At 61.4% G+C, this 17,917-nt stretch carries 12 protein-coding genes; 10 read left to right on the forward strand and 2 right to left on the reverse strand.

Annotated features, from left to right (window positions below; translation table 11 throughout):
- The first annotated feature begins 480 nt into the window (after window positions 1-480).
- On the forward strand, window positions 481-2,826 hold the full coding sequence (locus LB513_RS01275) for a DUF2793 domain-containing protein (RefSeq protein ID WP_224661632.1): 2,346 nt from the start codon (window positions 481-483) through the stop codon (window positions 2,824-2,826).
- A 209-nt stretch (window positions 2,827-3,035) separates the two neighbouring features.
- Here the strand turns inward: LB513_RS01275 and LB513_RS01280 are convergent, their stop codons facing one another.
- Window positions 3,036-4,118 carry an acyltransferase gene (locus LB513_RS01280; RefSeq protein ID WP_318011138.1) on the reverse strand — a complete coding sequence of 361 codons (1,083 nt, stop codon included), beginning with the start codon at window positions 4,116-4,118 and terminating at the stop codon, window positions 3,036-3,038.
- Window positions 4,119-4,259: 141 nt separating this feature from the next.
- The gene (locus LB513_RS01285; protein WP_224661634.1) at window positions 4,260-5,651 is read right to left on the reverse strand and encodes a VpsF family polysaccharide biosynthesis protein; all 1,392 of its coding nucleotides are present in this window, start codon (window positions 5,649-5,651) and stop codon (window positions 4,260-4,262) included.
- A 141-nt stretch (window positions 5,652-5,792) separates the two neighbouring features.
- On the opposite strand from LB513_RS01285, the gene LB513_RS01290 reads away from it, so the two are divergent.
- From LB513_RS01290 to LB513_RS25210, 9 genes are all read left to right on the forward strand, one after another.
- Complete coding sequence (locus tag LB513_RS01290) at window positions 5,793-7,118, forward strand: oligosaccharide flippase family protein (RefSeq protein ID WP_224661635.1); 1,326 nt, start codon at window positions 5,793-5,795, stop codon at window positions 7,116-7,118.
- A gap of 243 nt (window positions 7,119-7,361) precedes the next feature.
- Entirely contained in the window at window positions 7,362-8,531 is a 1,170-nt protein-coding gene (locus LB513_RS01295; RefSeq protein ID WP_224661636.1) for a GNAT family N-acetyltransferase, read from the forward strand.
- Between the two features lie 16 nt (window positions 8,532-8,547).
- Window positions 8,548-9,879 (forward strand): glycosyltransferase, encoded by a 1,332-nt coding sequence (locus LB513_RS01300; RefSeq protein ID WP_224661637.1) that lies wholly within the window; start codon window positions 8,548-8,550, stop codon window positions 9,877-9,879.
- A 166-nt stretch (window positions 9,880-10,045) separates the two neighbouring features.
- Window positions 10,046-10,291 (forward strand): acyl carrier protein, encoded by a 246-nt coding sequence (locus tag LB513_RS01305; protein WP_224661638.1) that lies wholly within the window; start codon window positions 10,046-10,048, stop codon window positions 10,289-10,291.
- 1 nt (window position 10,292) lies between these two features.
- Window positions 10,293-11,489 carry an acyl-CoA dehydrogenase family protein gene (locus LB513_RS01310; protein ID WP_224661639.1) on the forward strand — a complete coding sequence of 399 codons (1,197 nt, stop codon included), beginning with the start codon at window positions 10,293-10,295 and terminating at the stop codon, window positions 11,487-11,489.
- 2 nt (window positions 11,490-11,491) lie between these two features.
- Window positions 11,492-12,415 carry an amino acid--[acyl-carrier-protein] ligase gene (locus LB513_RS01315; protein WP_224661640.1) on the forward strand — a complete coding sequence of 308 codons (924 nt, stop codon included), beginning with the start codon at window positions 11,492-11,494 and terminating at the stop codon, window positions 12,413-12,415.
- A gap of 1 nt (window position 12,416) precedes the next feature.
- Complete coding sequence (locus LB513_RS01320; RefSeq protein WP_224661641.1) at window positions 12,417-13,412, forward strand: DUF1839 family protein; 996 nt, start codon at window positions 12,417-12,419, stop codon at window positions 13,410-13,412.
- Between the two features lie 25 nt (window positions 13,413-13,437).
- The gene (locus tag LB513_RS01325) at window positions 13,438-15,951 is read left to right on the forward strand and encodes a glycoside hydrolase family 2 protein (RefSeq protein WP_224661642.1); all 2,514 of its coding nucleotides are present in this window, start codon (window positions 13,438-13,440) and stop codon (window positions 15,949-15,951) included.
- Complete coding sequence (locus tag LB513_RS25210) at window positions 15,948-17,678, forward strand: alpha/beta fold hydrolase (RefSeq protein WP_224661643.1); 1,731 nt, start codon at window positions 15,948-15,950, stop codon at window positions 17,676-17,678. The genes LB513_RS01325 and LB513_RS25210 overlap by 4 nt, the downstream gene beginning before the upstream one ends.
- Window positions 17,679-17,917 lie beyond the last annotated feature (239 nt).

The following is a 17,917-nucleotide window of genomic DNA, read 5'->3' on the forward strand; positions in this document are numbered from 1 at the left end:
GCATGGTGGTTTGCCGCAGGGCCGAGACTGGCCAAGTGGAAGGATAGCCTCTTTCCAGGCCTCACGCACATGGCCTGTCCGAGACACTGCGTTGGCCGGCGTCCGCAAGATCCGCGAACGCAGAAGCCAGTTTGCAAAGGTCTATGAGAGCTCATTGATAGGAATTTATTCTTAGCTGGGTTGACTCCACACGGCTGCGGATGAGAATATATGCCTATGGCGCGCTGATTTGCGCCAACAACACCCGCCACTCCTTGGGGGTGTCCGACGATGGCCAATAGCGACTGTGAAGCCGCGAGCGCGTCATTAGCCATCGGCGGAATCGAAGGTGCCGCGGCGAAGCTACGGCACTGGATTTCCATCTCGCGGCTGACAGCCGACCACATACCGAAGCACTCTTGCCCCTCCACGAGGGTTGCTTGGTGCTTCGTGATCCTTCGCGACTACCACTGTTGAAACCCCTTTCGGAGATATCCCAACATGGCCACTCTCGCTTTCGCCAATCCGGCAATTTCGGTGATTTCCTCGCCGCCCGGGTCGCCCGTGGACGGCAATCGCTATCTGATCGCTCATTCCGGCACGAGCGGCGTTTTCGTCGGCAAGGAAGATCAGGTCGTCGAGCGTACGGCCGGTGCCTGGGTCTATTCCGGCCTGCCCGCCGCCGGGCAGCAGCTCGTGGTGGCGCAGCTCCTGCTGCAGTACAATGCAGGTTGGAAGCTGGCGCCGGCCAATGTGTTCGACACGGTGACGGCGCTGCTTGCCGCGACGGCGGTCTATGGCCTCACCGACGGCGCGTCCTGGCGCACCGCCGGGCGGACGAACGCCAAGGATGGCGGCGGCTGTATTTTCCAGTTCGATTCATCCGACACGACATCAGCCGACAATGGCGGCACCGTCCGGGTTGACGGCGCCGGCCACCGTCTCAAGGCCAAGGCTCCCGATCCCGTGCAACTGCCAGCGATTTTCGGCATGGTGGCTAACGGCACCACAGACGACAAGGCCGCCCTCGAGTCGATGCTGACATGGGCCTATGGCCAGAAAATCCGCGATGTCTATCTGCCGGCCGGCGATATTGCGCTGGGATCTTCCGTCTTCATTCCTTACGGCATCATGGTGCATGGACAGTTGAGCGGCACAGATCCGTCGCGGCCGGGCACGCGCATCGTCACCAGGCCAGGCGCATCCTACCTCAATGGCTTCATGATTGGATTCAATACGCAGAACAATTCCACCCAAGACCAGAACGCCAATTACTACGGCGGTGGGGTAGAAAACATCCAGTTCAGCGACGAAAATGCAGGCCTGAATACCGCCAAGGGAATTCTTGCCTTCGGCAACAATCTTGAATTCAAGAATGTCGGCGGACGTTTCATGCTACAGATTCTGAAACGTGCAGACAGTCCTGCATACAGCGATAACCTGCATATCTTCAATCCATACTACAGTAATTCTGTCAATCCAACGGTGGCCCAATTCGAGATTTCTGGCTCGGGCGATGGCCTCATCATTGAGGGAGGCAACTTTCCGCCGGACCAGTCCTTAGCTATCTCGCTTGTCTTCTACACACAAGGCGCTTGTTTCGGTGGCGTCATAAGACAATGCATCAATGGTTCGATGTACATAGACGCCCGCAATATCACCATCGAGAATTGGCACGCAGAGAACTCGACACTCAAAGTTGGAGCAGATGCCGATGTCAAGATAATCAACTCAAACATCGGCGAGGATATTCAATTAACTAAGCCGGTGATCCAAATGGTCGATAGCATTGAAGGGGGTAATTCGGGCTGCTTAGAGTTGGACTATGTCTCTTTTAGATGGGCTGGGGTAGATCAATTTACCTCTACATGCCCATTCGACATCTCTATCGGTCAACAGAGCCGTCTGGTAATTCGTAATAGTCGTCGAGTGGTCAACGGCGTATATGGCCTCACCACTGACTGCGGTCTACGCATTGGCCAAGATGATAATATTACCCCGATTCCTGGCTGGGCGAGCTATGCCGACTTGTTAAGTCGCGATGGCGAGATCATGCCGGGCTATAACATAGTGCTCGACCATGTCATTCCAGCGGCTGCAAATACCTATCTCGGCCTTTTTAGTGCTGAGACGAGCGCGGCCTCGGCGGGAGTATGGAAACTCGCGACCGGCACCTATTACTATCGGGCAGTTCGTATGTACGATGTCACCAAGCGTATCGGGAAGACCGGAACTACTGGCGAGGTAAGCGTGACTGTAGCCAACACGTCTTCCTTTGTGATCATTTCGGCGTATAGCGCGCAGCGCAGCGCCGGTGCTGGGCCTGTCCAAGGCATGACGCGTTTCTATCGCGGCACGGCTAGTGGTTCCTACAATGCTTATGCCGACGTACCGATGATAGCGCCTGATCCGGCTCTTGTGATGGACGATGGCGTATATATTGGAGGCGTGCCATGGATCAGCCGGTCAGCCTCAGGGATAGATACGATCTATCCACCGGATATGACGGTGCCGTGGCGCGTACAGGGTGTCGGGCTACTGACCAACAGTGCGCTCGTTACCACCCAACCAGGCAATGCCGCAGCGGTTTTGGGTGTCGCATCCGATCAGCAGGTCACCTACAGCGCGGCGCTCACGGCGGCGCGATCTGTTACGCTTCCGGCCCTTGGCCGAAAAGGTGACCGGGTTCGGGTTACCCGCGCGGCCACCGCAACGGGCGCCTTCAACGTGACGATTGCTTACGGTTCCGGTTCGACTGCGACACTCGCCGCCCCGTCGACGGTCGCTTTCGCGGATTTCGAGTATAACGGAACCCTTTGGGATCTGGTGGCCAAATCCACGATTTGAAGCGCAAAGATGGGCAGGCGCCTCAAATCAGGAGCGCGCTTGCCTGCCTTGGCGAACATGTTGGCAAGACCCCCAAAGCTGGCCGGCGTAGGAAAACGACAGCCTCAGGCGGCCAGAAAGGAATTGGCGGCCCGTCAGCGGGACTCGCGGGTGGAGTTCAAGGCAAGCAATCCGTAGCCGTCAGCCTAAAAGCGTGGCGCTGCCGGCGATCACCCCGCCTTCGAGGTCATGAAAGAGGGCTTGGGTCTGCCACCCAGGCACTTGCGGCAGGCCGCGATAAGCGGGCGCTCGACGAACAGGTGAAGCAGGCAACCGCAGGCGATCGTGCCAGCAAAGACTACGGCATAGACAAGCTCCGGAGGCAACGGAACGTACCCAGCAAGCTTTATCATGATCTTGGCCAGCAGGCCGAGAAAGGCCAGATGCGTCAAGTAGATGGAATAGGACGCATCGCCAATCAAATTCAGTAGCCGTGCGTTGGAGGGCCATTGTCCCGCTGATTCAAGCGCAGCGGCGCCAGTGATGATCATACCAAAAGCGACTGCATAGGGAATCTGCAGCAAATTGTAGGATATGCCCCTGCTTTCGAGCCCATAAACGGTCGCCAGCAGCGTAAGGCCGATTGGGAAGGCGAGTTTGACGACAATTGGCTTGCCGTGCATCCACGCGTAGAAGGCCAGCATGCCGACAAGAAAGTTGAGATTGAGCGGCGAGAAGTAAGTCGTCCATGCCGAAAAGTTATCGTAGTCGGGATATTGATGCATCAGCAGGCAGGCCAGCATCCAGAGTCCAAAGACCGCGATGCCTACGCGCTTTTCAACGATCAAGAGCGCGAAAACGACATAGAAGGCCAGTTCATGAACAAGAGTCCACGCCGGCGCGATGGGAAAGATGAAACCGTCGAGGCGAATAAGGAATACCGTCGAAATCCAATGCCCGACCGTGTCCGGTAACGTAACCGCCGTTCCAACGCCCATTGCCACCAGTGCGCAGAAGACGGCCAGACAGACCCAATAGACCGGAAACAGCCGGATAAAGCGGCGCACCAGATAGTTGCCCAGGCGATCAGGCCTGCCAACATCACGACTGTGGGCGAAGGCGATAATGAAGCCCGAAAGCACGAAAAAGAAGTCGACTCCCAGATTGCCGCGCCGCGTGAAGTCGACGAACACATCCTGTCCGAGATAGCGCGGTAGCGAAAGGGTGATCGAAAGATGAAAGGCCGCCACGGCCATTGCAGCAAGGCCTCTGCCTTGCTGCAATGCTTGCAATTGCACCTGCCCACGCATCATCCGCCCCTGATCGCGCTGCCAGAAAGGCTGCTGCTTTTCGCGACAGTGCCCTAGGGCGGCGACCGATCGCGCAAAGCTTGCCGACAGTTACCGCAGTCTGCACTTGGTCCGCAGTAATGATGAGGAATTGCTAAGTTCGACTTAATAAGGATCCGGGGCTTGGATGGCGCCTGGCCCCGCAACCCTGATTCTGCGCTCGATGCAATCCAACGCATTGGAGCGCTCCGACCGAACGGCTTGCGATCCTGCCCCGTTCTTCTTGATGACAAGAGCCAAAATCAAGATGGAAGGGATGCTGATCATGGTGGTCTTACCGCTGATGCCGACACTTGTGGAGATCACCAAAAATACAAAAGCGAGCGGTAGAATGCCACCCTTCCCGGCGGTGCGCAGCATGTCGACGAACCAGCCCGCAATGCCAAACCACAGCACCACCGACATGACGACGCCATAGCGCAGCACATGGCCGGGCCAAGAGCTCTCGATGCCTTCCTCTAGGCCACTCAGCCGCACATTCGTATCCAGGCGCAGGCTGCTCTCTCCCATAAAGAAATCGGCAAGGCCAAAATCCTTGAACAGGCTGAAGAGCTTGACGCGTGACTGGGCGCTTCCGCTGTCATTGCTGAAGCGGTCGAGGAAATTGTCAAACAGGCCGAATTGAAACATTGCTGCAATCACAACAATGCCGAAGGGGACAGCCACCATCAACCAGACCAGCGTCCGGACGCTGCTGGTGCCGCCGCGCAGGAAGCGCAACGCCCCCAACCCTGCCACCGCTGCAGCTGTTGCGTAGACGACGGTGAAGGATGTCCTCGAGCCAAGAGACGGCATGGTCGCCATGCACAGAAGCACGATCGGCAACCGCCAGCGTTCGTTCAGCCCTCGCAGGTCACGAACTGTCATCAAAATGACGGCGTAGACACCGGTGACGAGGGAACCGATCAGGGGATGGCCAAGCAGCGCGGTCGCCCGATATTCCCACGTTTGTTGGCGACCGTCATTGATAAATGGAAACAGGCGCCAGCCGGTCTGGCCCTCGACTATGGCGATGAAGCAATTGAGCACCATGATGATATGCACCAGTCGAGCAATCATCAGACGTGTACGGTCGTCCGCATCACGGAAGAGCATAAAAATCAGGCCCGCGGCCATTATGGAATCGATAAGGAAAGAGGCTGCGTAATCCGGCTTGTAGCGAGAGATGAAGTACCACAGAAGCAAGCACGAAATGAGAAGGAACGTTGATCCCAGGCACCGCAGGAGCAAGCTTGTCAGATAGACTACCGGATTACGGTTGGCGATCACAGCAATGCATAGCGCCAAGGAAAACAGGTAGGTGGCGGGATGGATTTTTGTCAGAATGGAGCCGCCCAGAGTGCTGTAGGAATAGCCGAGAAAATCGAGCGCATAGCTCGACAGCCCCATCAGGGCGACCACCCCGATTGTAAGCAATAGATCGACGATGCCACGCGTTTTCGCGCGCGGCAGAACCGACGCGGGATACGGTTGTTCGTCAGTGATATTTGCAGCCATCGTAACTCCGCGCAGGGGCCGTCGCGCTCGGCGCCATGCTAAGCCGTTAACCTTTCCAAGGAATGAAACGCCTGGTAATCGCCCACTCATGATTTGCTGCTAGGCAGGCTGCGAATAGCCCTATCGGCAGGAATGACAGCGATGCGGTCCCTCAGGACATTGATCAACCAGTCGGCGGACCTGCGGATCTTCGGCCTTGGCCTGATCTGGTCGACATTCGGCACGGTGATCCTGCGGCTCACCCCCATGCTCACCACGATCCTCATCTCGCACTGGTTCGGCATCGAATCCGTCGGTAGGTTCGGCGTCGTCTACAGCACGCTGGTCTCGGCCAGCTTCCTCGCCGCCACCGGGCTGAGCCTCATGGCGACGCGCAACATCGCCGCCTATGCCACGACGGATCCGGCTACGGCGGGGCGCCTGGCCGGCATGGCGCTGTTTCTGACGGCTTGTGCCAGCACCCTGATCGGCCTTGCGGTCTACTCTTTCTCCGATGCGATTGCCGTCCGGCTTCTGAAGCAGCCCGAACTCGCCTTCTATCTCAGGGTCATCTCGCCGATCATCGTCGTCAGCGCGCTCAACAACGTCCAGGTCGCCATCCTCAACGGCCTGCAGCAATTCAAGACGATCGCGCGGCTCAACATGGCCATGGGCAGCCTGATGATCGCCTCCGTGCCCGTCGGGCTTTATTTTCATGGCCTCACCGGCAGCTTCGCCGCGCTCGGCTGCGCCTATCTTGGCGGCTGCCTGATCGCCCTGCCCGCCATGCTGAGCGCCCTGAAGGCGCGCGGCGTTCCGCTGGCGTTTCGCGGCACGCTGTCGCAATGGCCGATGATTACCCGCTATGCCATACCGGCGCTGCTGGCCAGCCTTCTGTATGAACCGGTCAACTGGATCTGCACGGCTATCGTCGTCAACCACCCCGACGGGCTCCAGCAGGTGGGTCTGTACTTCATCGCCATGCAGTTGGAGACGCTGCTGCTTTTCGTGCCGCAGATCGTCGTTCAAGTGACAATCCCGATGTTGTCGACGGGCTTCGGCGAGGCCGATCGCCGCCGCGTCCTGAACGTGCTGGGCATGGGCATCGGCACCAACATAGCCATAGCGATAGGCTTCGTGGCGGTGATGATGCTGTTCGGAAACTGGTTCCTGCTACTATTCAAGCTAGAGCCGGTGCGGGACTGGCCGATCTTCCTGGTGGTCGTTCTGGCCTCGGCAATGATGGCTGCCGCCCTGCCGCTTGGGCAAGTCCCGGTTTCGTCCGGCCATATGTGGACCGGGCTATCGATCACTGCCGGCTGGGCGCTCACATTCATCGTCGGAACATGGTTCCTGCAGGATCTCGGGGCTTTCGGAATGGTTGTCGCCCGCGCGATTGCATGGGGGCTGCAGACATTGGTGTATATCGGCTTCACCCGCTTCGTGATCGCCCGCGCGCGCCCTGCACCGGTGCCGCTGCCCATGTGACGGGAAGGCGATCGACAACTCCGCCCGATGGGCATCCGGGCCAGGATGGTCCACCTGAACCGTGAACTCTTCCAGCGCGCATCGACCGAAAGCAAGGTGAAGCTCCATCTTTCATTAAGTCGCCCGGGCTATGGTCCAAGCCGATCATGGCGCGCGGCGCACAGCTCGCCAGGCATGATCCATTCTTCCATGTCGGGGTCAGGGAGCCCTGGAGTGATGCAGTTCAAGGCGGTTTGAAGCACGATGGCGCCATCCGCTCCCTTGGACCAAGGCTCTAGCCGTTTCGACGTGAAGACAGTCGAGCGACCGTCCGACGTCGAGCAGGAATGGCGTCAGCTGGAGGGGAACGGCGTCACAACCGTCTTCCAGCGCTACGACTGGATCGATGCCTATATCAGACACGTCCTGCCGCATGAGAAGGCGAGGCCCGCCATAGTGCTGGGCCGCCTTCATGGCCGTCCGGCCTTCATCCTGCCGCTCGCGATTTCAAGGACGGGGCCGGTGCGCATCGCCACATGGATAGGTGGCAAGCATTCCGGCTACAATTTCGGCCTTTGGAGCGCGGAAGCGATAGCGGCCATGGCGCCCCTGACGCGCCGCGACGTCGAAACGATGCTGGCCTCCGCGCTCGATGCGGACTGCGCGGTGCTGACGAGAACGCCGCAGCTCCATGACGGCGTGGCCCATCCGCTCGGCAGGCTGCCGCGCAGCCCTTCGTCCACGGAAGGCTACGCGTTTGAACTCACCGGCGGCTTTCAGGCCGTACTGAAAAGAACCGACGGCGCCGGCCGCAGGCGCGGTGTGCGCACCAAGGAGCGCAGGTTGGGCGAGGCCGGCGGCGTGGAATATCTGACCTCGCTGGACCCGGCGCATGGTCATGCCGCGCTCGAATTCTTCTTTGAACAGAAGGCGCTGAGGCTTGCCGAGCAAGGCAAACCCAACAGTTTCGACGAGCCGGGCGTGAAAGACTTCTTCCGAGACCTGGTCGGGCGCTCCCAGGCCATGGACGAACCGCTTCTGGAAATGACGGCGCTCTCCGTCGGCGGCAAGATGCGGGCCGTCCGCGGCGCCGGCATTCATCGCGGCCGCCTGAACGGCTATTTCATGACCTTCGCCAGGGACGAACTCGTTTCCCATAGTCCAGGCCATGTGCTGCTGTTCAGGCATATCGAGGCGTGTTGCGAGCGCGGCATGGCGGTCTACGATTGTGGAGTGGGCTATGAAGACTACAAGATGTCGTGGTGTGACATCGTCATCGAGCTGGATGACGCCTATGCCGCCTTTACGCCCCTCGGTTCGGCCATGATCGCGACGATCCGGCTCAGCCATGCGATGAAGGCACGCGCGCGGCAAAACAACTTCCTGTGGCGGCGGCTGAAAACGATGCAGGCCCTGTTGCGCCGTTCCGCGTGAGGTTTCGATGGTGAGCATGGCCGCAAGGGAACCGCAGACGAATCCGAGCCCGGTGCCGGCGCAGAAATCGCTGGCCGGCGTGCGGGTGCTCTTTGTGGCTCCGGATGATTATCCGGCCTTCCGCGTCGACCTCACCGAGCTGTTTTCCAATCATCTCGTCGCCCGCGGGTTGGAGATCGATTGGAGCCTGCGCCCCTATCAAGACGGGCCGGCCCGCATCGACCACCATGGCGCTGAACGGTTCTATGTCGCGCACCGTGACCGGTCGGCGAGATTCGGCGGGCTTCGCTACAGGATGGCGGAAAATTGGCTCCGGCTGAAGCTCGCATGGAAGGCTGCCCGCGGGCGGTATGATCTCATCCAGGTTCGCGACCAGCCGCTCTGGGCGATCACATACGCCGTGGCCGGCAAGATTTCCGGTACGCCTTGCCTGTTCTGGATGAGCTATCCCGTGCTCGAGGCAAGACTGCGAAACGCCCTGCGCAACCTGGTTCCGATGAGCTGGCCCAGCCGGCTGATCCGCATGGGTTACGCCATCGTCGGCAGCTTTCTCTTCTACAAAGTAGCGTTGCCGCTCTGCGGCCACGTCATCGTGCAGTCGAAGCGGATGCGCGACCGGGTCGGCTTCCACGGCATACCGATGGAGAAGATGACGCCGGTGCCCATGGGGGTATCGACCGAGCGCTTCAATCCCGACCTTGTCCAACCCGTCGACGACCCCCGCCTGGCCGGCAAGAAAAGTATGGCCTATATGGCGGCCGATGTCCTGAGCATGATGACCAGGCTTACCATCGATGCGCTTGCCGCACTCGTCGCCGACGGCCATGATGCCGTCCTGGTGCTTATAGGCGCGGTTTCCGACACCGAGCGCGAAAAGCTGAATGCTCAGTTGCGAGAGCTTGGCTTGTTCGATCGCGTCATTCTTACCGGCCGTCTGCCTTTGCCGGAAGCGCTGGCTTGGGTGAAGCGGGTCGATGTTTGCCTGTCGCCCTTCATGATGGACTGGGCCGAGCAGGTTGCCACTCCCACCAAGCTTGTCGAATACCTGGCCATGGGACGCCCCGTCGTCGGTACCGTGCACTACGACCAGAACGAGGTTATCAACGGCAGCGGCGCCGGCTTCGTTACCGCCTATTCGGGCGAGGCCATCGCCGAGGGTGTCGCGCGCCTGTTCGACGATCCGGCACGGGCCGAAGCCATGGGGGCCAAGGGCATCCTGTGGATCAGGGCGAACCGCGACTATGCCCGTCTGGCCGACATTGTGGAGGAGGTCTACTCGCGCTTTCTGCGCAAGCGGCCCATCGTAGCAATTGAAGACGACGCTGCCGAGCGAGCGCCTCCGTCTTGAGGCCTCGATCGGCGGCTCTGCCGGTCGCGTTTAGCCAGATATCCGGCATTGCAGCGATTTAGGACTCTATTGGTTAATCATAACCGCAACGGTCGTTCCGCGTTAACCGACCGCACTATTCCGCGAGTTATAAATGCGGCTCGTAAAGCTTGAGGCCCGGCGGAAAATGATTGATCGAATTCGTTCACTGTTCGCGCGCAACGATGCGCTCCCCTTCGATATCGAAAAGCTCTCGGATCAAGACAACCTCTATGATGCGGGAATGACCTCGTTCGCTTCCGTCCAGATCATGCTGGCGATCGAGGAGGAGTTCGACACCGAATTTCCCGAGCGGATGTTGACCCGGCGCACATTCGCGTCGGTGGCCAACATCGCCGAAGCCGTTTCCCAACTTACCGAACAGTCGAACTGAGATGAACCTCGTGGACTCAACAGGCGCCAAGCTCGCCGGCGACGATGCCAGCGCACGCATGGCCCGTGTCGTGGAGATCGCGGCCAAGGCCGCGGAGACCGTCGACCGCGAAGGCCGCTTCCCTCGGGAGGTTTTCGACGCGCTCAAGAGCGAGCGCCTGCTCGGCATCGCCGTGCCGGCCGAACTGGGCGGCGAGGGTGTCTCGACGGCGGCAATTGCCGATCTGATCGTGAAGTTGGCGCAGGCATGCGGTTCCAGCGCGATGATCTATGCCATGCACCAGATCCAGATTTCGAGCCTGGTCAGCCATGGCATCGGCAATGAGTGGCATAGGGCCTTTATGCGACGGATCGCTTCCGAACAGCTGTTGCTGGCCTCGGCCACCTCGGAGGCGGGCATCGGCGGCAACCTTCGGAATTCGATCTGCGCCGTCGAGGTTGCGGATGGACGATTCTCGCTGACCAAGGACGCCACGGTGATTTCCTATGGTTCGTTTGCCGACGCCATCCTGGCGACGGCACGACGCGCCCCCGACGCCCCCAGCACGGACCAGGTCATGGTGGTCATTCCGGCCGATGGCAGCCGCGTGCTGGAGCGCAAAACCGTCTGGGATACGCTGGGCATGCGCGGCACATGTTCCGACGGCTTCCTGTTGACCGCCACCGGCGACGCCGGGCAGATCTTCCCGAAGCCGTTTTCCGAGATCGCAGCACAGTCGATGCTGGCCAGTTCGCACATCTATTGGGCGGCTACGTGGTTCGGCATCGCGGCCGATGCCTTCGCGCGCGCTCAGAGCTTCGTCAAGCAGGCCGCCAGGAAGCAGCCCAATATGGTGCCGCCGGGCGCGCTACGCCTGTCGGAGGCTGCCGCGAAGCTGCAGGCCATGAAAGGCCATCTCGTCGCCGCGATCCGCCGCTTCGACGCGGCAGAGCGCGATGAGGACGATCTGTCCTCGATCAGCTTCGCCGCCGAGATCAATGCGCTGAAGGTGGCCGCGAGCGAGAAGGCCGACGAGATCGTGCGGATGGCCATGCTGATCACGGGCATCCTCGGCTACAAGAACGGCACGCCGTTCAGCGTCGGCCGGCATTTGCGCGATGTCACATCCGCGGTCGTGATGATTTCGAACGACCGCATTCATGCGAACACGTCGACACTGCTCCTGATGAGCCGTTTCGATACGAGGCTGGGAGGCTGAAAATGGACACCGCGACAATTACCGCGAAAAGCCTGCTCGACAGCCTTTTCGACAATGACATCCTGTTCGAGACTGGCGTTGACGGTCTGTACGGCCGCTCCGGCGTGTTCGAGGAGGTGATTGAAAGGTTCCAGCGTCTGGTGACGCGGCTGGGCGCGCCCGACAAGGCGACCGCGATCCACTTCCCGCCGGGCATGAGCCGCGCCACGCTCGAAAAGAGCGGCTACATGAAAAGCTTCCCGCAGCTCGCCGGCTGCGTGCATTCCTTTTCCGGCAATGAGCGTGACCACGCCAAACTGCTTGGAATGATGGCCGCAGGCGAGGACTGGACCGAGCTGCAGCAGGCGACCGAGGTGGCGCTGACGCCGGCGGCTTGCTATCCGCTCTATCCGACGGTGGCGGCGCGCGGACCTGTTCCCGATGAGGGGCTTCTGTTCGAACTGTCATCCTATTGCTTCAGGCACGAGCCGTCGCAGGATCCGGCGCGGATGCAGCTTTTCCGCATGCGCGAATTCGTCCGCATCGGCACCTCGGACCAGGTGCGCGCCTTTCGCGAAAGCTGGCTCGAACGCGGCAAGGCGATGATCGAATCGCTCGGACTGCCCTGCGAGGTGGATGTCGCCAACGACCCGTTCTTCGGCCGCGGCGGCAAGATGATGGCAAACAATCAACGCGACCAGGGGCTGAAGTTCGAGCTGCTCATTCCGGTGAGCAGTGTGGAAAAGCCGACAGCCTGCCTGAGCTTCAACTACCATCAGGACCATTTCGGCCAGACCTGGGGCCTGAAATTCGCCGATGGCAGCCTCTGCCATTCGGCCTGCGTCGGTTTCGGTCTCGAGCGAGTGGCGCTGGCGCTGTTTCGCCATCATGGACCCGACGTTGCGGCTTGGCCGGCAGCTGCGCGCGCGGTGCTCTGGGAAGCCTGAGATGAAGGACGCTATACCCGGTCTCGATCCGGCGACCTACAGGTCGCACGCGTTGCATGATCCGGAACGGCGCTGGCCGCAGACCAATTGCTATGTCGATCTCCTGATCGAGGTGCTGCATGCGACCGGCCACGACCCCGTCGCTGCGTTGGGCTTTACCGTGGCGCAGGATTTCGAGGGCGACCAGTTCACCTTCTTCAAGTTTCCGACAGCCGATTTGCAGCAGCTTGCAGGGCTCGACGTCCAGGAATTGGCGATCTTCGACAGGCTGGTGAGCCATGTCTCCACGCAGGTCGAACTCGGCCGCCTGCCCATGGTGGAAGTCGACGCCTTCTACCTTCCGGACACGAAGGGCATCAGCTACCGCACAACCCATTCCAAGACGACCATCGGAATAAATGGGATCGATACGCGGTCGCGACGCATCGTCTATTTCCACAATGACGGGCTGTTTGCGCTGGAAGGCCAGGATTATGACGGGATTTTTGGTCCGGCAGACCGTTTGCCCGGCGACGGGCTGCCGCTGTTTCCCTATGCGGAATTTGTCAAGTTCGAAGCCAGGAGCGCGGCGCTAGATATACCGGCACTGGCCGCGTCGCTGCTTTCGCATCATCTGTCAAGGCGCCCGAAGCTCAATCCAATCCGCGCCTACTCGGCCGCCTTTGGCCGCCATGTCGAGGCGCTGTCGCAGCGGCCGCCGGAGTATTTCCATACCTACGCGTTCAACACGCTGCGGCAGGTCGGCGCGAATTTCGAGCTTCTTTCCAGCCATCTCGAATGGCTGGACAAGCATGGTCGCGAGGGGCTCCGGGACGCGGTGCAGGCGGCCGGCGCTATAGCCGAAGGCGCCAAGGTCATGCAATTCAAGCTCGCCCGCGCAATGGCACGGCAGCGTTTTACCGGCCTGGAAACGACATTGGAGCCAATGGCCGAAGCGTATGATGTGGTCATGAGTGTGCTTGATACCCGCATCACCACCAGCGCGAAGGCGGCGTGAGCGCAGGCTGGCCTGGAGCAGACCGATGACGACAGCGACATCCGCCGCCGCCGTCGAGCGGCTGGACAAAGGATGGCAGCTTGCGCTGTCGGCCTCGCGTGCATGGCACCGGCCGGCGGACATCGACGCCTCGGCCAGATGGCTGGATGCGGCATGTCCCGGCACTGCCGCTGCGACCCTCGAAAACCACGGGCTGTGGAGCCGGGGGCACCCAACCCCGCTGCACGACAAAGACATCTGGTATCGTTGCCGCCTCGAAACCGCCGGTTCTGTGCGGCTGGTCTTCGAAGGACTGGCGACGGTGGCGGAAGTCTATCTCGACGACCGGCAGATCCTGGTCTCGACCTCCATGTTCACACCCCGCGAAGCGGCTGTGACGTTGCAAGGCGGCGAGATGCTGGCCATCGTCTTCCGTGGCCTTGATGATTACCTCGACGATATCAAGGGGCCGCGAGCCCGTTGGAAGCCGCGCATGATCGACGACCAGCGCCTGCGGCTCGTCCGGACCACGCTGATCGGACACATGCCGGGTTGGTGCCCGGCCTTCGACGTGGTCGGTCCCTGGCGCCCCGTCTCGCTGATACGCGAGACTCCAATTTCGCGGATCGCCCGCGTCGATATGCGTTCCGATCTGGAGGGGGCGATCGGCGTGCTCGACGTCGAGTTGACGCTCGCCGTGCCGTTGGCCGCAGGCGACTCAGCCTCGGTAACCTGCGCCGGCACGAGCGCTATGCTGACCGGCGACGGCGCGACGCTGAAGGCGCGTCTCGAGATCGCGAATGTCGCCGCATGGTGGCCGCACAGCCACGGAACGCCCAGCCTTCACGCCGTGACAGCGACAATCGGCAATGAGGATGTCGCGCTCGGGCGGGTTGGATTCCGGCGCCTGGAACTCGACCGGGGCGAAAGCGGCCGCGATTTTCGCCTTGTCGTCAACGGGGTTCCAATTTTCTGCCGCGGCGCTGTATGGACGCCCGGAGACATCGTGTCCTTGAACGAAGAAGCCGTAACGCTTGGCGAGAGTCTTGCCCTGGCGCGCGAGGCCGGCGTGAACATGCTCCGCGTCGCCGGCACCTTCGTCTACGAATCCGGCGCCTTCCACGCTATGTGCGATGAGCTCGGCATCCTTGTCTGGCAGGACCTCATGCTGGCCAACTTCGACTATCCGGCGCGCGATGCCGGGTGGTGCGCCGACCTGGCGGCGGAGGTCGAGGCCTTGCTTGGCCGGCTGCACCACTCTCCTTCCCTAGTCGTGCTTTGCGGGGGCAGTGAAATCGCCCAGCAGGCAATGATGATGGGCTTGCCAGGCGCCACCGATCCAACGCCGTGGTTTGCGACCGTGGTGACCCCGATCGCACTGCGTTTGCGGCCGGATCTCGTCCTGGTTCCGTCCTCGCCGCATGGTGGCAGCCTGCCCTTCACGGCGGATGCCGGCCCGGTGCATTATTACGGCGTCGGCGCCTATTGCCGACCCCTGGAGGATGCGCGCCGTGCCGAAGTTCGCTTCGCCAGCGAATGCCTCGCCTTCGCCAACGTGCCGGATCAGGAGACGCTGAACGCTTACCTCCCGGTGCCGCCCGTTCATGACCCTCGCTGGAAAGCCACGACGCCGAGGGACGTTGGAGCATCCTGGGATTTCGAGGACGTGCGCGATCATTATCTGGAAACGGTCTTTGGCGTCGATGCCCGCCAGCTGAGGCTGGAGGACGGTGCGCGCTATCTGGACCTGTCGCGCGCGGTCACCGCGGAAGTCGTCGAGCGTACGATCGACGAATGGCGGCGGCCGGCGTCGCCGACCGCCGGAGCGATTATTCTGTTCTGGAAAGACCTGGTCGTCGGCGCCGGCTGGGGCGCGGTGGATGCGACCGGCCGGCCCAAATCGGTCTGGCATGCCCTGAAGCGGGCCTTCCAGCCATTGCGGCTCATGCTCACCGATGAGGGGATCAACGGTCTTCATGTCCATCTGATCAATGAGGGGCCGCAGCATGTCGACGGCACCCTCACCTTGGCCTGCCTGCGCGATGGCGTGAACCCCGTCGTCACCGGCAAACGGGAACTCACCGTTCCCGCGCATGGCGCGCAAACGATTTCCGCCTATGAGCTGTTCGGCGCCTTCTTCGATATTTCCCGCGCATACCGCTTCGGGCCGGCTGCACATGAACTGAGCGTGGCACGGTTCGTCGATTCGAATGGCCGGGAGCGCGAAGCCTTTCATGTGCTGCCGGGCGCGCTGACCGCACGGCGGGATGTAGATCTGCGCGTCAAGGTCGAGGAGGGCCGGGAGGGCTGGCGCCTGCGGCTGTCCTGCCGCAAGGCGGCTTATTATGCCCACATAAGCGCAGGCCCCTATCGGCCCGTAGCAGATTATTTCCATCTGCTGCCGGGCCGCGAAGAGACAGTGGAACTGGTAGGACCCGCGGCGGCACTCCCTCCGTCGGGAAACGTCACCGCGCTCAACGCCGCCAACCCTGTCGCCTTCGACGCAGCCGGCGATGTCCTGGAGACCGGCGAACCCTTGTCACGCGGAGAAAACTCGTGATCCCGATCGTCTTCGACAGGACGGTGGGCTGGCTGCATCCGGCGCAGGGCAGTCGCGGCGTGGTGATAGCGGGCGCGCATGGGTTCGAGGATCTCTGCTCCCGGCGGTTTCTGACATTGATGGCGAGGGGGATCGCCGAGGCCGGTCTGCCCGTGCTGCAATTCGACTATCCCGGATGCGGCGACGCCGCGGACGATCAAGACGCGGGCGATCTGATCCCTGCCTGGATAGCCAGCATCGCGAGTGCCATCGATCAGCTCAAGGCGAGAACCGGGGTCGCGGACGTGCTGGTCATCGGGTTTCGGCTGGGGACGCTTCTGGTGCCCGCCGCGATCAGCGGTCGGGCCGATATAGCTGGTGTGGCCCTGCTCGCACCGCCCTCATCGGGCAAGGCATATGTCCGCGAAATGATCGGCCTTTCGCGCATGATCGACGCGACACTGCCGACATATGCGGATGCCGTGGCCGAGCCGTTCGAAGGCATCGAGGCGGCCGGTTTCAGGATCAGCGCGGAGACTGCGGCCGGCTTGCGCGGGCTGGAATGGCGGGGGCTCTTGGCGGACAACCGCTGCCCCGATCTTCTATTGATGTCGTCGCAGCCCCACGCGAAGGACCTGGAGTCGCCCGAGGGCTTGAAAGACAATGGCGGCAGAATGCGCATTGAGCCGTTCGCCGACCTCACTCGTTTGATGAGCAGTCCGACAGCCAACGATATTCCGCTGGCGGCCTTGAATACGGTGGTGGGCTGGACTGCCGAGCGCGGAAAGACTGCGCACGTCCTGCCGAGGCAGGCAGGCGACACGCGCCCGACGCTGGAAGGCGACGGATATACGGAGTTTCCCCTGGTGCTCGGTCCGGAACCGGAGATGTGTTGCGTTCTTTGCACTCCGGCCAATGTCCCGGCGGGGGGCGAGGTCGTGCTGATCGTCAATGCGGGCGCGATACCGCATATCGGGTGGGCGCGCGGCGCCGTCGAGATGGCGCGGACGCTGGCCCGTCGCGGCATAGCATCGATGAGGCTCGACCTTCCGGGCCTTGGACAAAGCGGGACACCGCCGGAAAACCGCTTGTTCCTTTATGACGAACGGGGTCGTGACGATGTTATCCGCACTGTCGACTGGCTCCAGCACCATGGCTTCGGTCAGGTCTGTGCGGTCGGTCTTTGTGCCGGGGCCTACCAGGCCTTCCACGCCGCCAGACACGATCCCCGAATTGCACACCTTGCCATGGTCAACCCGCTCTGCTTCGCATGGAACGGTTCTTACGCCCTGGACATGGGCCTGTCGAAAGTCAGGGACAATGCGCGCAGCGCGGCCAGGCACGAAGAGGTTAGACAAGTTGTCGAAAACACAGCCATTGGGCCTCGTACGCTGAAATCTCGGCTATCGAAACTGGGCCGCAGCACCTTGCGAAGCGGCGTCGAGCTTCTCAAATCCGTGTCGTCCTATTCGAGGCGAAAATCGCCCGTTGGAGGCCAGCCCGTCGAACGTTGGATGAGACACTTGACGGCCGGTGGAACCCGCGTTCTGGTCGTCAGCGCCGACGACGATTTGAGCCTTGTGGAGATCGCTAGGCATTTCGGTCCTGACGGTCGGCGGTTGAGCGACATGGAAGGCGTGACGGTCGCTCGCCTGCCCGCGTCCGACCATACGCTCACACCCCGTCATGCCCGCGGTCAACTCATAGAGCACATCGCGCGCCTGCTGAGCCCTACCGCCGCGCAATGAGATAAGATCGGCGCTTTCAGATCTGGACGCCCGCTAAACCGTTGATCGTAACCGCGGACGGACCAGGCGGTCGCGTTCTGCCGCCGCATGACAGCGCAGACCGGGGCGCACCTCATACGTCTTCAACGGGTCAAGCCGGCCCCGTGCTGATTGAGTCGAGGATCACAGTTCATTAACCCTCTTCTCCTTACTCTGCGATTATTTACGGAAGGCTAAGTCACTCGCCTAGTCCAAATTCC

Origin of the sequence: Mesorhizobium sp. ES1-1, from assembly GCF_020164785.1 — a bacterium.
GTDB lineage: Bacteria > Pseudomonadota > Alphaproteobacteria > Rhizobiales > Rhizobiaceae > Mesorhizobium.

Bases quoted from the DNA above. Each gene is read 5' to 3' on its own strand.
- LB513_RS01275 (WP_224661632.1), top strand. From the start codon at position 481: ATGGCCACTCTCGCTTTCGCCAATCCGGCAATTTCGGTGATTTCCTCG.
- LB513_RS01280 (WP_318011138.1), bottom strand. From the start codon at position 4,118: ATGATGCGTGGGCAGGTGCAATTGCAAGCATTGCAGCAAGGCAGAGGC.
- LB513_RS01285 (WP_224661634.1), bottom strand. From the start codon at position 5,651: ATGGCTGCAAATATCACTGACGAACAACCGTATCCCGCGTCGGTTCTG.
- LB513_RS01290 (WP_224661635.1), top strand. From the start codon at position 5,793: ATGCGGTCCCTCAGGACATTGATCAACCAGTCGGCGGACCTGCGGATC.
- LB513_RS01295 (WP_224661636.1), top strand. From the start codon at position 7,362: ATGGCGCCATCCGCTCCCTTGGACCAAGGCTCTAGCCGTTTCGACGTG.
- LB513_RS01300 (WP_224661637.1), top strand. From the start codon at position 8,548: ATGGCCGCAAGGGAACCGCAGACGAATCCGAGCCCGGTGCCGGCGCAG.
- LB513_RS01305 (WP_224661638.1), top strand. From the start codon at position 10,046: ATGATTGATCGAATTCGTTCACTGTTCGCGCGCAACGATGCGCTCCCC.
- LB513_RS01310 (WP_224661639.1), top strand. From the start codon at position 10,293: ATGAACCTCGTGGACTCAACAGGCGCCAAGCTCGCCGGCGACGATGCC.
- LB513_RS01315 (WP_224661640.1), top strand. From the start codon at position 11,492: ATGGACACCGCGACAATTACCGCGAAAAGCCTGCTCGACAGCCTTTTC.
- LB513_RS01320 (WP_224661641.1), top strand. From the start codon at position 12,417: ATGAAGGACGCTATACCCGGTCTCGATCCGGCGACCTACAGGTCGCAC.
- LB513_RS01325 (WP_224661642.1), top strand. From the start codon at position 13,438: ATGACGACAGCGACATCCGCCGCCGCCGTCGAGCGGCTGGACAAAGGA.